Source organism: Vulcanisaeta sp. JCM 16159 (assembly GCF_001316265.1).
Taxonomy (GTDB): Archaea; Thermoproteota; Thermoprotei; order Thermoproteales; family Thermocladiaceae; genus Vulcanisaeta.
In genome coordinates this window covers 1-13,980 of sequence record NZ_BBDN01000004.1, presented here as the reverse complement: position 1 = coordinate 13,980, position 13,980 = coordinate 1, and the positions used below count along the sequence as shown (strand labels likewise).

Annotated in this window: 14 protein-coding genes and 2 pseudogenes; 8 read left to right on the top strand and 8 right to left on the bottom strand. The window is 45.9% G+C overall.

The features are described 5' to 3' along the window. Positions 1-67: 67 nt before the first annotated feature. Together prpB and JCM16159_RS04295 are read left to right on the top strand one after the other, a co-directional pair. Positions 68-1,009 (top strand): methylisocitrate lyase, encoded by a 942-nt coding sequence (gene prpB, locus JCM16159_RS04300; RefSeq protein ID WP_243666023.1) that lies wholly within the window; start codon positions 68-70, stop codon positions 1,007-1,009. 62 nt (positions 1,010-1,071) lie between these two features. Beyond that, positions 1,072-3,058: pseudogene (locus tag JCM16159_RS04295) on the top strand (3-hydroxyacyl-CoA dehydrogenase/enoyl-CoA hydratase family protein). Here the strand turns inward: JCM16159_RS04295 and JCM16159_RS14480 are convergent. The 3 genes from JCM16159_RS14480 to JCM16159_RS04285 are packed head-to-tail and all read right to left on the bottom strand — an operon-like array spanning position 3,059 to position 4,982. Continuing rightward, positions 3,059-3,496 carry an ABC transporter permease subunit gene (locus JCM16159_RS14480; RefSeq protein ID WP_243665862.1) on the bottom strand — a complete coding sequence of 146 codons (438 nt, stop codon included), beginning with the start codon at positions 3,494-3,496 and terminating at the stop codon, positions 3,059-3,061. A 17-nt stretch (positions 3,497-3,513) separates the two neighbouring features. Continuing rightward, on the bottom strand, positions 3,514-3,861 hold the full coding sequence (locus tag JCM16159_RS14475; RefSeq protein ID WP_243665861.1) for a hypothetical protein: 348 nt from the start codon (positions 3,859-3,861) through the stop codon (positions 3,514-3,516). 11 nt (positions 3,862-3,872) lie between these two features. Further along, positions 3,873-4,982: a substrate-binding domain-containing protein gene (locus tag JCM16159_RS04285; protein ID WP_054857194.1), complete on the bottom strand. Its 1,110-nt coding sequence runs from the start codon at positions 4,980-4,982 to the stop codon at positions 3,873-3,875. Between the two features lie 82 nt (positions 4,983-5,064). On the opposite strand from JCM16159_RS04285, the gene JCM16159_RS04280 reads away from it, so the two are divergent. From JCM16159_RS04280 to JCM16159_RS04265, 4 genes are all read left to right on the top strand, one after another. Next, positions 5,065-5,775: a hypothetical protein gene (locus JCM16159_RS04280; RefSeq protein ID WP_243665860.1), complete on the top strand. Its 711-nt coding sequence runs from the start codon at positions 5,065-5,067 to the stop codon at positions 5,773-5,775. 154 nt (positions 5,776-5,929) lie between these two features. Then, a complete protein-coding gene (locus JCM16159_RS04275) occupies positions 5,930-6,640 on the top strand; it encodes an ABC transporter ATP-binding protein (RefSeq protein WP_367834310.1) in 711 nt (236 codons plus the stop codon). A 17-nt stretch (positions 6,641-6,657) separates the two neighbouring features. Next, positions 6,658-8,313 carry an ABC transporter permease subunit gene (locus JCM16159_RS04270; protein WP_243665859.1) on the top strand — a complete coding sequence of 552 codons (1,656 nt, stop codon included), beginning with the start codon at positions 6,658-6,660 and terminating at the stop codon, positions 8,311-8,313. A gap of 80 nt (positions 8,314-8,393) precedes the next feature. Further along, positions 8,394-9,092 carry a hypothetical protein gene (locus JCM16159_RS04265; RefSeq protein WP_243665858.1) on the top strand — a complete coding sequence of 233 codons (699 nt, stop codon included), beginning with the start codon at positions 8,394-8,396 and terminating at the stop codon, positions 9,090-9,092. Between the two features lie 7 nt (positions 9,093-9,099). Here the strand turns inward: JCM16159_RS04265 and JCM16159_RS04260 are convergent, their stop codons facing one another. From JCM16159_RS04260 to JCM16159_RS18540, 5 genes and pseudogenes are all read right to left on the bottom strand, one after another. Beyond that, positions 9,100-9,534, bottom strand: a complete 435-nt coding sequence (locus JCM16159_RS04260; RefSeq protein WP_054857069.1) for a 50S ribosomal protein L14 — start codon at positions 9,532-9,534, stop codon at positions 9,100-9,102. A gap of 41 nt (positions 9,535-9,575) precedes the next feature. Then, a pseudogene (gene glyS, locus JCM16159_RS04255) lies at positions 9,576-11,349 on the bottom strand (glycine--tRNA ligase). Between the two features lie 269 nt (positions 11,350-11,618). Beyond that, the gene (locus tag JCM16159_RS04250) at positions 11,619-12,530 is read right to left on the bottom strand and encodes an arginase family protein (RefSeq protein ID WP_054857068.1); all 912 of its coding nucleotides are present in this window, start codon (positions 12,528-12,530) and stop codon (positions 11,619-11,621) included. Then, a complete protein-coding gene (locus JCM16159_RS14470; protein WP_243665857.1) occupies positions 12,520-12,747 on the bottom strand; it encodes a hypothetical protein in 228 nt (75 codons plus the stop codon). Before JCM16159_RS14470 ends, JCM16159_RS04250 begins: the two co-directional genes overlap by 11 nt. A gap of 38 nt (positions 12,748-12,785) precedes the next feature. Beyond that, positions 12,786-12,908, bottom strand: a complete 123-nt coding sequence (locus tag JCM16159_RS18540; protein ID WP_367834275.1) for a hypothetical protein — start codon at positions 12,906-12,908, stop codon at positions 12,786-12,788. Between the two features lie 328 nt (positions 12,909-13,236). Here JCM16159_RS18540 and JCM16159_RS04240 point away from each other — a divergent pair, with 328 nt between their 5' ends. Together JCM16159_RS04240 and JCM16159_RS04235 are read left to right on the top strand one after the other, a co-directional pair. Then, entirely contained in the window at positions 13,237-13,797 is a 561-nt protein-coding gene (locus tag JCM16159_RS04240; RefSeq protein ID WP_054857067.1) for a 2-oxoacid:acceptor oxidoreductase family protein, read from the top strand. Then, positions 13,794-13,980: 4Fe-4S binding protein (locus JCM16159_RS04235; protein WP_243665856.1), on the top strand; the 187-nt coding region annotated here is incomplete at its 3' end. The genes JCM16159_RS04240 and JCM16159_RS04235, both read left to right, overlap by 4 nt.

Genomic DNA, 13,980 nt, shown 5'->3' with positions numbered 1-13,980 from the left:
GGTAATAAAGCTGAGTTTTAACTGTTCATGGAATTACTTATTAAGGGATTATTGATTAAGCGCAATGATGGATGCTGTATTATTAAGAAGGAATAAGAGGGATCCCAGGGAGGTTAGGGCTTGGTTTATGGAGAGACTGTCAAAGCCCGGCATTGTCATTGCGCCAGGGGCTTTCGATGCCTTTGTTGCCCTAATGATTCAGCAACTGGGCTTTGAGGCCCTCTACGTCTCTGGCGCGGCCTTCAGCAGTTCCCTGGGTTTACCCGACCTTGGCATATTCACCCTTGATGAATTGGTCAGGTTTACTAAGTACATTACGGATGCCGTTGACATACCCGTCATTGTCGATACAGACACGGGCTTTGGTGAGACGCTTAACGTCGTTAGGACCGTGAGGGAGTTCGAGTCGATAGGTGCCTCGGCAATTCAAATCGAGGATCAGGAGCTACCCAAGAAGTGCGGACACCTAAGTGGTAAGCACGTGGTTTCTGCTGATGAGATGATTAAGAAGATTAAGGCTGCAGTTGAGGCGAGGAGGGATGAGAACTTCTTAATTATTGCTAGGACGGATGCCCGCGGTGTTTACGGCCTTGATGAGGCGATTTGGAGGGCTCAGGCATATGTTGAGGCTGGGGCGGACGTAATATTCCCTGAGGCCCTAGAGAGTAAGGAGGAGTTTACCAGATTTGCCAGGGAGGTTAAGGCTCCATTGCTTGCCAACATGACTGAGTTTGGGAAGACGCCTTACATAACGGCTAAGGAGTTTGAGGAGATGGGTTATAAGATAGTGATATTCCCCGTGACGACCTTTAGGGTCGCCATGAAGGCCGTTAGGGATGCGCTGATCGAGCTTAAGGAGAAGGGCACCCAGAAGGACCTGCTCGGTAGGATGATAAGTAGGCAGGAACAATATGAGGTAATTCATTACTGGGATTATGAGAATTGGGATAAGGATCTGGATGAGAGAGTAAGTAAGGAATTCGCCGGAAAGCTAAGGCTTAAGGAGTAATGAGGCCACGTGAGGCATGGTAATACTAAATAAACCCCCTTAGTTTAAATCACATACTTAATATGTCGAGCCTAGGTATCAAACGGGTCGCTGTGTTGGGTGCCGGCTTAATGGGTCATGGCATAGCTGAGGTCTTCGCAATGGCTGGTTTTGAGGTGAATCTCGTGGACATATCCGATGATATACTAAGAAATGCCCTCAACAGGATTCGGGATAGTCTCGAGAGACTCAGCAGGAGGGGTGAGTTGAGGGAGAGTGTTGATTCAATAATGTCTAGGATACACACGATCACCAAGCTTTCCGAGGCCGTTAAGGACATTGACTTCCTAGTTGAGGCCGTGTCTGAAAACGTTGATTCAAAGAAGACCGTATTCAGGGAGGCTGATCAATACGCACCACCCCATGCAATATTCGCATCTAATACGAGCACCATACCAATAACCGAGCTTTCCGAGGCCACGTCACGTAAGGAGAGATTCATAGGCATGCACTTCATGAATCCGCCACCACTCATGAAACTCGTGGAGATAACCAGGGGTAAGTACACAAGTGATGAGACGGTTAATATAACGGTCCAGTTAACTAGGATACTCAATAAGGAGCCTGTCGTCGTTAATAAGGACGTACCAGGATTCATAGTTAACAGGGTATTGTTTAGAGTGATGCTTGAGGCATGCCGCGAAGTAACGCAGGAGGGCATTAAGATAATTGACTTAGACGCCATGGCGAGGAACGTTCTCGGCCTACCAATGGGGCCATTTGAACTACTTGATTACATAGGTCTCGACACAAGCCTCTTCATTGTCAAGGCAATGACTGAGAGAGGGTTCAAGGCCCATCCCTGCCCATTACTCGAGGATTTGGTGAGTAAGGGTAAGCTTGGTGTTAAGTCCGGTGAAGGCTTCTATAAGTATCCAGGGCCTGGGCAGCACGTGAAGCCCAGGATACTGCCCGAGCAGGGACTTGAGCTTGACCCAGTTAAGTTAATGGCGCCCGCAATCAATGAACTAGCATGGCTCGTTAGGGAGGGCGTGGCTACCGTGGATGACATTGATAAGAGCGTGAAGCTAGGACTTAATTACCCGTGGGGATTGTCGGAATTCGCCGATGAGACTGGTATCGACAATATCGTCAATGCCTTAACACAGCTTAGGAATGCCAGTGGTTGGGAGGAGTATGAACCTGACCCATTACTGATTAGTTATGTTAAGGAGGGTAGGTTGGGCAGGAAGAGTGGTAGGGGTTTCAGGGAATACCCCGAGGTTGAGTTTAGGAAGTACGACGAGATAATGCTCAGGATCGACCCACCGAGCGCCTGGATAATCCTGAACAAGCCCGATAAGTTAAACGTGCTAACTCCGAGGATGGCTGACGAGATTGTTAATGCACTAAGGAGTGTTGAGGATGATCCAAGGATTAGGGTTGTGGTTATCACGGGCAGTGGTAGGGCGTTCTGCGCAGGCGCGGATATTAATCAATTCCAGAACGCAACACCAATGCAGATGTTCAAGGCAATGAGGCACTACCACACGATGACTCTTGAGATTGAGTACTACACGAAGCCTGTGATTGCCGCGATAAACGGCTATGCCTTGGTGGCGGTTTGGAGATTGCAATGGCCTGTGACATTAGGGTGGCGAGTGAGGATGCATTGCTTAGTCAGCCTGAGATAAACCTGGGCATAATACCGGGCGCAGGAGGAACGCAGAGACTGACCAGGCTGACGAACCTGGGCATTAGTAAGGAGTTAATACTCACGGGTAAGCAAGTAAGCGCCAAGGCGGCTCTTGAGTACGGCATTGTTAACAGGGTCGTACCGAAGCACGCCCTTGAGTATGAGGTAATGAGGTGGGTTAAGGAACTAGCCTCAAAGCCACCACTAACGCTCATGCTAGCCAAATACGCGATTAATTACGGTTATGAAGCCCCAATATGGAGCGCACTAAGCAATGAGCCTCATTATTCGGCGTGGCAATATCGACTAAGGATGCACAGGAGGGTGTCAAGGCCTTCCTAGAGAAGAGGAAGCCAAGGTTCACAGGTGAGTGATCACCAGAGTTTAAACCTGGCGGCTCCACCACTTATTAATTCAATAAGTACTATAATTATTATGGAAATAATCAATGAAGCCGATGCGTAACCAAGGGCTAGGGGTAGGCCGTAGACCTCGTATGAGTACCAAATCAGTGTTGGCAGTGGGTACACGTAGTTAAATAGTGGTGGGTTGACTATGTAGTAAGCTAGTATAACTATTGAGCCAAACTCACTGATTGACCTGCCCCACGCAAGTAGGAATGAGGACACCAACTCCCTACGTGTCATTGGAATAACAACCCTCATAAAGACACCCCACTGACTAAGCCCTAGGGTTAGGCCCACATACTCATAGACAGGGTCAAGATTATCAAATACCTGCCTAATGGCCCCAATGGTGATTGGTGCCGATACTATGAAATAGGCAGCAATTAAACCCCATATCGTGTCCACGAGTGGTAACTTACGTATTATGGTATAGGCGATATTGGTGATACAAGTATTAAGAGCGATAAGCCAACTATTGTGTGGGGTATCGTTAGTGGGCTTGTTAGGAGACCACCAATAACACTATCAAGGGGCTTAGGTATTAATCCACGGGATATGGCGTAGGCCGTCGGCAGCCCGAGGATTAACGTCAACGCCGCCGCAATCGAAGCACCAAGTAATGTTACCAAGGTGCCATAGATGAATAACGTACTCGTGAACGCACTTAATAAATAGTTAGAGCCCTCATATAGTAATGCGGCTATCGGCAGCAACAGTATTAATGAAATAAGCACTATAAACGGTGCAAACACATGCCTCGAATTATCCAAGTCCACCACCACTAACCGCCGTACTTAAGCAGTGGTGAGTTAACGAGTATCCTGATGAGTGGTGGAGCCCCACTAACATTTCCATAAAATATCGCCGGCGTTAACGGCGTAATTCCAAGACTCCTCATTAATTCCTGACCGCTCGGTGTGATTAAGTATATTATTAATTCCTCAGCCAGCACCTTATTGGGCGCCTGGTCAGGTATTGTAAGGGCTAACTGAATTGGCGCGCCCCTGACTACTAGACTCTGCCCATTAACCACTATGGTTACGTAAGCCTCACTATAGTAATTCGAATACGCGGGATCACCTAGGTTAACCTGAGGCGGCAATGGGAAGTAGGGTAACCCGGCGCTTTCGGCTGAGGATTTGTAAATCGCAATGTCGAACCAGACCTTACCCGTCTCCAAGGGGCCAAATAACTCGCTTCCGGCGAGTACCTCATATACGTTACCCGTACTATTTGCATAGTTAAATAGGTCGGTGTAGTAATTCCTCCCCAAACCCCAGTAAATACCCGTTAATTGAAGTACCATTAATGCCCTATAACCCTCGGGGTCCGTATTTGGATTTGACGTGCCCACCGCGTAGGCGCCATACTCATGGGCTAGGTTGAACGTCGCGTTGGAGAATATGAGGTTAAGGAACTCCCTAGTTATTACCATGGCCTCGGTATAATTACCCTCACTTAATGCCCTCTTCTCGGTCTCCGTTAAATTATTAACTACGTTCAATAGGGGCTTGGGCATATTTGGTGAGTAGGCAATGACCATTTGGTCTTTGGCAATGGCTATGTACCAACTCGTTATGTTACTTGGGTATAAAAGTGACGTTAGTATGTACGGGTCTATACTCGCGTAGATCGAGTAACCACTGGGGTTTAGAATGACTTGCCTGGCTGCCTGTACGGAGCCCATGCCCGTCACGACAACGTTAATACCCAACTCCTTACCCGCCTCCCTAAATAATTGTGCATATAGTGAGGCAGTTATAATGCTTAGGGTTTGCGGAGTTGTTGATTTAGTTACCTGCTGGGCGTGTTGAATTGACGGTATTGAATACCCTATTAACAACCCTATTATTAACGATATTATTACCGACATTAATATGCCCGCCCTCATCACGTTATGAACCCCTATGCGCCTATTTTAAGATAGCAAGCCGATTATTAATCGTAATAAAGTATTTTAAATTAATTTATGCATGGAGGTATTGCGCGAAATGGTGAGAACAAACTTTGATGCGCGTAAGTCGGTATTCGTTAAGAGATTGATTGAGGAGGGAAGCCAGCATAGGGTTGATTTTGACATTTACGACTTCCTACTAGCCTTTAACAAGTCCTTAAATGATTACTACACAACAAGCAGTTGTAGTGGCCGTATTGCCCTGGCCAAGGCCTCACGGCTTAGTTACTCAAAGGGTTCGGGGCTCTTTAATTTCATCGCTAAGTGGCATAGGCCTGTCACTTACGGTGAGATTATCAGCGTCATTAATGGAATTAGTGATGGTGATGCATGGTTACTCGTTAGAGCGCCGATAATGCACTTCGTGGCTAGGGATCTAAATGGTGCATTAAAGATCTTAAGGATTGCGAGGGAGGCCGGGTTTAAGCATAGTGGTATTTACTCGGTGACTCATGATGGTGTTGTGGTTGAGGTTCAGGGTGAGGACCGTTTTGAGGTCCCCATAGTTATTAATGGCAGGCTAATAGTAACGGTGGAGGACCTAAGGCGTATAATTGATATTGCTAATGAGACTTTGATGTTTGGTAAGTTTAGGTTAGTGCACCTAATACGGTTAATAGAGGTTAAGTTGCTTGGCAGGGCTGAACTGGGTGATATGCCTAGAACTTATTTCAAGGAATCATATAGAGAGTTTAACATTGAAAATATAAGTATTGAAAATTCTGTATAACTATATATTAAACTATCATTAGGCAGATTTTCACGGAATAAGCTTTTTAAGTGATTTTCTTATCTGCCATCATGGTGGGACAATTGCAACGGTAAAGGAACCGATCCTTGAGGTTATTGATGTTAGCTATAGCTACAGGACTGAGAAGGGTCCTATACCGGTCCTTAAGGGCATTAACTTTAAGGTTTATTCTCATGAGTTCGTATCCATAGTTGCGCCAACGGGCACTGGGAAGACCACATTACTTAGGATAATAGCTGGCTTGAGAAGGCCCGACAGCGGTAAGGTATTGCTTATGGGTGAGGAGGTTAGGGGACCAACGCCTAAGCTCGCCATGATATTTCAGGACTTTGCCCTTTACCCGTGGCTTACGGCTCTCGAGAATGTGGAGTTGGCGTTACTTCATAGGAAGGACCTTAGTAAAGAGGTTAAAAAGGAAATCGCCAGGAAATATCTAGAGCTTGTTGGTCTCGGTGGATTTGAGGATTACTACCCAAGGGAGTTGAGTGGTGGTATGAAGCAGAGGGTCGCCATTGCAAGGGCATTGGCGGCACAGCCAGTGGTTTTGTTGATGGACGAACCCTTCGCGAATCTCGATGCCATAACAGCCGAGGGTTTGAGGGCTGAGATCTATAACATGGTATTTAATGAGGAGTCCACGGTGAAGGCAATAATTATGGTTAGCCATAACCTTGAGGAGGTCGTGGAGCTGAGTGATAGGGTGATAATACTTGGCGGAAGGCCGGCGAGTATCATTGCTGAGGTTGAGGTTAAGTTGCCTAGGCCCAGGAATACAAGGGATATTGAGTTTCAGGACTACCTAGACAGGCTATACTCATTACTTTCAATAAGCCTTAAGGTTTAGGCGATGGTTATGGACATTTGGTCCATAGCCTTATAGCGTTTTTAGCGACACTCGCCACGTTCGGTAGGGTTGCATTAACGATAGTCCTGGGTATAGTGCTTGGTTGGTTCCTTGGTTATGCCGCGGCCAAGAGTGGACTCTTTGAGAGGGTATTCCTATCAATCACCCAAACACTTGAGGCTGTGCCCGTAATTACGTTCTTCCCAATAGTCCTGGTATTCTTCGTTAAGTCAATAGGTGGTTACATAGGTACGGAACTAGCCGTGGACTTCCTAGTATTCACAGCCGTTGTCTGGAACATATGGGTCGGCGAGTATGAGGCTATAAAAACCGCGCCCCAGTCGCTTGAGGATGCCGCTGAGATGTTTAACCTCAGTTTCTGGGGTAGGTTTAGGTACCTATACATACCGGTCACGATGCCCAGGGTAGCCGGTAATGTCCTTGTCAGTTTTGCCGATGCCCTGTTCTACATAGTGGTTAGTGAGGTGATTACGCTGGGTACAACGCAGTACTCCGTCTTCGGCATAGGGGCATTAATAGCGTCATGGACAAGTAGAGGTGAGTGGACTGCCGCATTTGTAGGGCTCAGTATATTGGTAATTATGGTGACTGCCGCATTGTTTGGCGTACTTAGGCCATTTGTTAACTGGGCTGTTAAGTATAGTTATGACCCATTCATAGAGGTTACCAGGACTAGAATTAGGAGGCCGGTGATAACGAGCCGTGTTAAGTCCTTGGCGGCTAGGAATATGAGGTATCTAAGGAGGGTTGCGGCTGTTGAGGATGCAATAATGCCCATATTCGTTAGGGCCTCAGGCTATGCCGTTAGGCATAGATTACTGGTAAGACCAAGGCCTAGGAATATAATAACGAGAACTGAGAAGTACGTAGGAATAGCCGCGGCAGCAATAATCATTGGCTTAATGACGTATTCAATTTATGAGACTTGGCAAACGACTTGGGTTCCAATAATGGTTAATTTATATGAATATGGCTTACTTTATCTTTATTATCTTGGGCTTGATTGGTTAAGAATCGCCATGGTGACCGTTGCATCGATAATCACCGCAATACCCATTAACTACTTAATGATTACTCACAGGAAAATTGAGGCGGTGTTGCTGCCGATACTTGAGGACTTGGCATCAATACCAGTGTCAGCCTACTTACCACTAATTGCCATTCCATTTATAACGTACTTAACCATCATCTTAGGGCTTTACGCATCCCTTGAATTATTAGTATTCCTAGTAGCTTACTTAAGCACTGCTTGGTACGTGATCTACAACATGTACGTGGGCATGAAAACCATACCCAGGAGCCTTTGGGATGTAGCCGAGAACCTCAAATTAAGTACCTGGCAGAAACTTAGAAGGTTGGCGATTCCAGGTGCGATGCCGGCAACAATAACGGGTTTAGCAAGTACTGTTGGCTCGACATGGGGAGGCCTTGAGGTTGCCGAGTATATTCAGGGACTTAATGGGCAGGTGTACATGGTCCATGGATACACTGCCCTAATGGATTACTACACGGCGATAGGTAATATAGTCGGTCTTGAGGCCATGAGCCTAATACTTGCCATAAACGTAATCCTGCTTAGCATATTCCTCTGGAGGAAATTATTCAAGTTGGCCAGGGAGAGGTATAGGCTTGAGGGCGCAATAACGCTTTGAGTTATTTCACGTTAATCATCATTAATTGCGTGCAATAAGGCTTATAAGTATTCTAATGCATACATGTAAATAGAAGTGCTATGGCTAAGGAAAACCAGGAACAAGGTTCCGAGGAGACGTACTCGAGAACCACCATTATGGTGCCAAAAACCATAGCGTCAGAGCTCTCTCGTGTGGCCAAGACGAGGGGGAGGACGTTATTCCACGTGGCTGGCGAGGGATTGAAATTAACAACCGAACTCATTAAGGATGGTTTTGAACCGTCAGACCTAATTTACTTCTGGAGATTGTATAAAATCCTTAGTTCAATGGATGTGATACCAATGCCCATGAAGTTAATTGAGGAGGTTTGCACCCACATAATATCTACATTAATTAACCTTTCCAATGATGACAAGGTGCCAAGCGAGATAAGGGGAGAGGTGGGTAAGGCCGTGAACGAGCTATGGAGTATCTATGAGAAATATGGTCACCAAGTTGGTGCATTAGTCAAGATGGAGTTTGAAGATCTTGAGGGACTTCTTGAGGCTATATCAAGGATTAGTCGATTACTGGCCGTTAGGCACGTTGAGATTAAGAAGCTAGGTCCTAATTCCATTGAGTTAATGGCTATAGGCCTAGCGGCACCACCGACATTGGTAATAAGGCGCTCCTGGCCTTTATTAGAGGCTTCGTCACTCAGTACGACTATGAAGTTACCTCAGAGGAAGCAAGGGCCAACGTGCTCAGGGTCGTATTACAGAAGAAGGTCTAATGAGTTAAATAACTTAAGGTTTTGATTTAATCTCATATTATTATTGTTGCTAGGTTTGAGATACCAGGCCACCTAAGGGCTGCTTCCATGGCCACTGGACCGTGTATCTCACTACCCTTTGGCGCGCCATTCTCGTCCGTGATAACCACGGCATTATCCTCAAAGGCGATCCAGGTACCGTCAGGTCTCCTATACGGCCTTCTCTGCCTAATTACGATAGCCCTAAGTATCTGCTTCCTAACCTCAGGCTTGCCCTCAACAACGCTCACGACGACCATGTCACCCACGGAGGCTCCAGGTACTTCCCTATGAACGGGCTTGGCAATATGCCCAACAATGCCTATGACCCTAACAAGCTTGGCGCCGCTATTATCCGCAACAGGGACTAGGCTATTCATGAATATGCCGGGTGTCTTATGGAATCTCCAGCTAACACCTACCTGACGCGCACCACCCCTCTTCGCCATTGATAATGCAGGCTGAGGCTTGGCTTATTAAGCTTATCTATTTATTCCCTGATGATTAATTGAAGACCCATTGACCTAGCAATATCCATTATTGATAGCTTCCTTGAAATGGCATCCGCAATGATCCTAATAGCATCATTTACCTTAACTCTAATCTGTGCCTTCGTGTCCCTATCCCTAATCGTTACCGTGCCATCAATCGGCGTCTTATCATCTATCGTTATTGCAAACGGTACACCAACCGAGTCATACTTAGCATACCTACTGCCTATTGCCCCGTCATCATCATAAATAGCCTTGATACCCACTGATGATAACTCCCTAAATATTCTCTTACCAATACTCACGTACTCTTGTTTCCTGATTATGGGTAAAACCACGGCCTTTATAGGCGCAATGTCTGGTGGCAACTTAAGCAGTGGTTTTCCATTAACCTCAGTGTAGGCGTGTTCCAGGGTTACGTAAACTATCCTATCAACGCCAAATGACGGTTCAATATCATGCGGTATAAACCTCTCGACATGAACCTTCCTCCTCTCCTCCTTAATAAAAACCATATCGCTCGTTATGGTAAATCCATCAATGATTACCTTACCCCTACTATTGAGTTCATTAATTAACCATTTAGGATCAGCCCTACTAATGACCTGCATAACCCTGGGCATTTCATTACCAAAGGCCTCCCTAACCCTCTGTGGATTTGGGTAAACCCTAACCTCAACAACCTCCTTGGGTGTGGTTAATCTTCTCTCAACCGTTAAGTCATAACCACTATACTTAGCGTGCCTACTAAGGTCATAGTCCGTCCTATACGCATGACCACTAACCTCGACCCAGCCAAACCTCTCACTATAAACCATCTGGTCAAAGCTAGCCGCTGAGTAATGAGCCCTCTCCTCGGGCAATTTGGCAAGGAAGTACTGGTGATCAAGTGGTATGCCGAGTTCATTCATGTAAATCGTGGCCAAGCCCATGAAGAATACCATCCATTCATTTGGCACAATACCATTCTCAACAGCCTCCCTGGGCCTGAACTCCCTGGGTTCCTTAACGCCTGCGGCGACGTCCTTCTCCGGTATTATCCTCAACTTAACATCAAGTTCGTCAAGGTATGGGCACTTGGCATTTTCTGGGTCGAAGAAGAACTCAATCTCCATCTGGGTGAATTCCCTAAGCCTAATTAAGCCCTGCCTAGGCGATATCTCGTTCCTACCAACCTTACCAACCTGGGCAATACCGAGTGGTAACTTCCTACCATTAGGTTGAATACCTTTGGGAATGATACGAACATTCCCTGGGCAGTCTCAGGCCTTAGATAACCAATGTTGTCGCTGTAGGGCCCTATTGTGGTTTGGAATAACAAGTTAAAGGTTTAACACTACCTAACTCGCCGCCACAAACCGGACACTTAATGTTGTATTTCCTAATTAATCCGTCAAGCTCCTTAAGACTTAAGCCCTCAGTCTTTACGGAAATACCCCTCTTACCTAGCTCCTCCTCTACTAGGTGATCAGCCCTAAACTTACGACCACACTTAGTGCACTCGACGATCGCGTCCGTAAAGTGCTCAAGGTGACCGCTGGCCTCAAAGACTATCTTCGGCATTATTACCGGTGTCTCCACCTCAACTATGAAGTCCTGGTATGGGTAAATAAAGACCCTGCGCCACTTCTCAATAATATTCCTCTTTAACTCGACACCGAGTGGTCCATAATCATAGAAACCACCAACCTCTGCCTTACTCCTATAAATCTCAAAGCTTGGGTAGAAGAATCCGCTCTCACTCATTAACTCCAGGAATTTCTCGAGATCCATTCGTCGCGATAATTACTAGGCATATTTAAATAATTTTCACAGATGATATCCTCTCATCTTTTAGTAGGTAATTGAATCGTTGACCAACGTGGTAGTATTTTACTTCTACTTTTCCTTATGATCCTAAACCAAGCGTTCCGCCAAATCTACATCTTGTTATATAGGGTAGTATTCCTTCGCCAATATTGGCAACTGGAATGACCAGGCTGGAAACTGAAAAATAATCATAATAATGCACGAAGGTGCACCTCTACCTGGAAGGCCGAGTCTTAAGTATGTATGTAATTAAGCACATCAAGAATCAACTTAATAATTGTAGGTAACGACATTAATCCTGGATCATTGGGTGGCGAATACTCAACAATATCCACAGCCTTAACCCTGGAACCACCGTAGTCGAGGATTGCCTTAACGATTCTCAAGAGCTCGCCATAACTGAGTCCGAAGCCTTCAGGATTACCAACACCCGGCATTATTGATGGATCCAGAACATCAACATCGATGCTAAGGTGGATTGGTCCTGTGTAACTGTCAATAGCACCCCTAATGAGAAGCCTAAGTTCATGGTTATTCATTAACTTGATATCCCTGGTTGATAGTAATATGGAGTTCTCAAGGCCCCTCGCAAAGCTAATCTCCTCCCTATCATACGATCTAAAACCAAGGAAAATAACTAACTGGGGCTTAACATGCCTTACTAAGTGCCTGACAAATGTGGCATGTGATAGGGACTGTCCCACCGGCCACTCCTCCCTCGAATCCAGGTGCGCATCAACGTGAACGTAAACACCATATGAACCCTGGGACTCGCTCACGGCCTTAGCAGTGCCAAGACTCATTGTGTGCTCACCACCAATACTAATTACCCTACCCCACTTATCAATGGTCTCCTTAATGACGGACCTAATTCTATCCACATTTACGTCCACAACACCCTGAAGTAATGTTAAGTCACCTAAGTCGCACGCCTTACTAAGTACATCAATGCCCAAGTCCTCTGTTGGTGTAAACTCGAAGTACTGACTCCAGTAGCGAATGATCCCTGGTGCAAACCGTGTGCCAGGCCTAAAGCTGACAGTGTCCTCAATCGGCACACCAAGTATTGGAATGCCAGAACCGCACTTCGGTACTCCAAATAATGTGTATTGGGAACTAACGTAGAAGTCAATATCACTGCCCATGGGAAAACACCTCCATGATTCTCTCCCTTACTGCCAGAAGGCTCGAATAGATAACCTCACCCAGATTTACGGGTTTAATTACCTTTATGAGATCACTATCGATCCTTTTACCAGCATCAACAACGTAAATCTCAACACCGGCTCTCCTCAGTATTTGATATGATGGATAACATAATGAACCATGCGATGCAATAACAACATCAGCGCCAAGCTCCACACACCTCCTCGCAACAGTCGGCCTCTTACTTATGGAATTCAGGCAGGATTAGCCTCTCTATGAATGATCTCACCATTCTTAATTAAAACAAGGTACTTAGCCCTAGAGAAAATATTAAAGGATAAATCCTCATCAATCGCAGTACATATTACCGGATTCATGTCGCGACCACGTGTTAAAGCGCCTTTTTATTAAATTTATAATTAAAACCACATAAAAAAGTTCATAAAGTCTAATAATACTCAAGAGCTACTTTACAAAAATCTATTTTAATAAAACAGTTAAAGACAATAATAGAGCCCATACCTGCCTTGCATTCACGCCATTGGGCCACCCAACGACCCGCGAAACCGGGCCGCTGGGACCCAGTGGTGTGGGTGCATGCAGGGGGCAAATCCTATTTTTAAGCAATTGTTCTCAATGCCTTATTTATGAGAATATAGAATAAAGGGTTTATAAAGGAGCTCTATAACGGGTCATTGACCAAGAATGAGTGGTTCGATGGTGGAGATCACGTTCTTTGGTAGGGGTGGGCAAGGTGCTGTGACCGCAGCGCAGATTATTGCTCAGGCGGCCATTAGGCGTGGCTTATTTGCTAATTCATTCCCTGAGTACGGCGCTGAGCGTAGGGGCGCACCAGTTAGGGCATATGTTAGGTTGTCCAGGGAACCGGTCCTGGCCAGGGAACCCATTGAGAGGCCAGACATATCTGTGGTCTTTGATACTAGGTTACTAAGTGTCTTCAATATACCGCAGATAACGAAGAATTACATAGTCATTAATGCATTAAGCATTGATGATGTTAGGCAGTCCATAGGTAAGTTCAGCGGTAAGGTTGTTTATGTGAATGCGTATGAAATATCCACGAAATACTTGGGAAAGCCGATAGTGAATACTACAATGCTTGGTGCGTTGCTCAAGGTTCTTGACCTAGTGGATATGGACACTGTCAAGGAATTAGTACTGGAGACCTTTGGCAAGAAACTCGGTAAATCAAACGTGGAGGCTCTGGAAGAGGCTTATAAAGTGGCCGAGGTGATCGTGCTATGATGAGGCAATTAACCTGGAAGGATTTACCAATAGGCGGCGCCATTGTTGAGCCAGGTAATGCACGTAGGAACCTAACCGGTTCTTGGAGGACTGAGAGGCCTGTTATTGACCAGGACGCGTGCATTCGCTGTAGGATCTGCTGGATGTATTGTCCAGAGCCGGCAATACTCGAGTTGAAGAAAA

Bases quoted from the DNA above. Each gene is read 5' to 3' on its own strand.
- JCM16159_RS04285 (WP_054857194.1), bottom strand. From the start codon at position 4,982: ATGAGGGCGGGCATATTAATGTCGGTAATAATATCGTTAATAATAGGG.
- JCM16159_RS04250 (WP_054857068.1), bottom strand. From the start codon at position 12,530: ATGGGCAGTGATATTGACTTCTACGTTAGTTCCCAATACACATTATTT.
- JCM16159_RS04240 (WP_054857067.1), top strand. From the start codon at position 13,237: ATGAGTGGTTCGATGGTGGAGATCACGTTCTTTGGTAGGGGTGGGCAA.
- prpB (WP_243666023.1), top strand. From the start codon at position 68: ATGGATGCTGTATTATTAAGAAGGAATAAGAGGGATCCCAGGGAGGTT.
- JCM16159_RS18540 (WP_367834275.1), bottom strand. From the start codon at position 12,908: ATGAATCCGGTAATATGTACTGCGATTGATGAGGATTTATCCTTTAAT.
- JCM16159_RS04280 (WP_243665860.1), top strand. From the start codon at position 5,065: ATGGAGGTATTGCGCGAAATGGTGAGAACAAACTTTGATGCGCGTAAG.
- JCM16159_RS04260 (WP_054857069.1), bottom strand. From the start codon at position 9,534: ATGGCGAAGAGGGGTGGTGCGCGTCAGGTAGGTGTTAGCTGGAGATTC.
- JCM16159_RS04265 (WP_243665858.1), top strand. From the start codon at position 8,394: ATGGCTAAGGAAAACCAGGAACAAGGTTCCGAGGAGACGTACTCGAGA.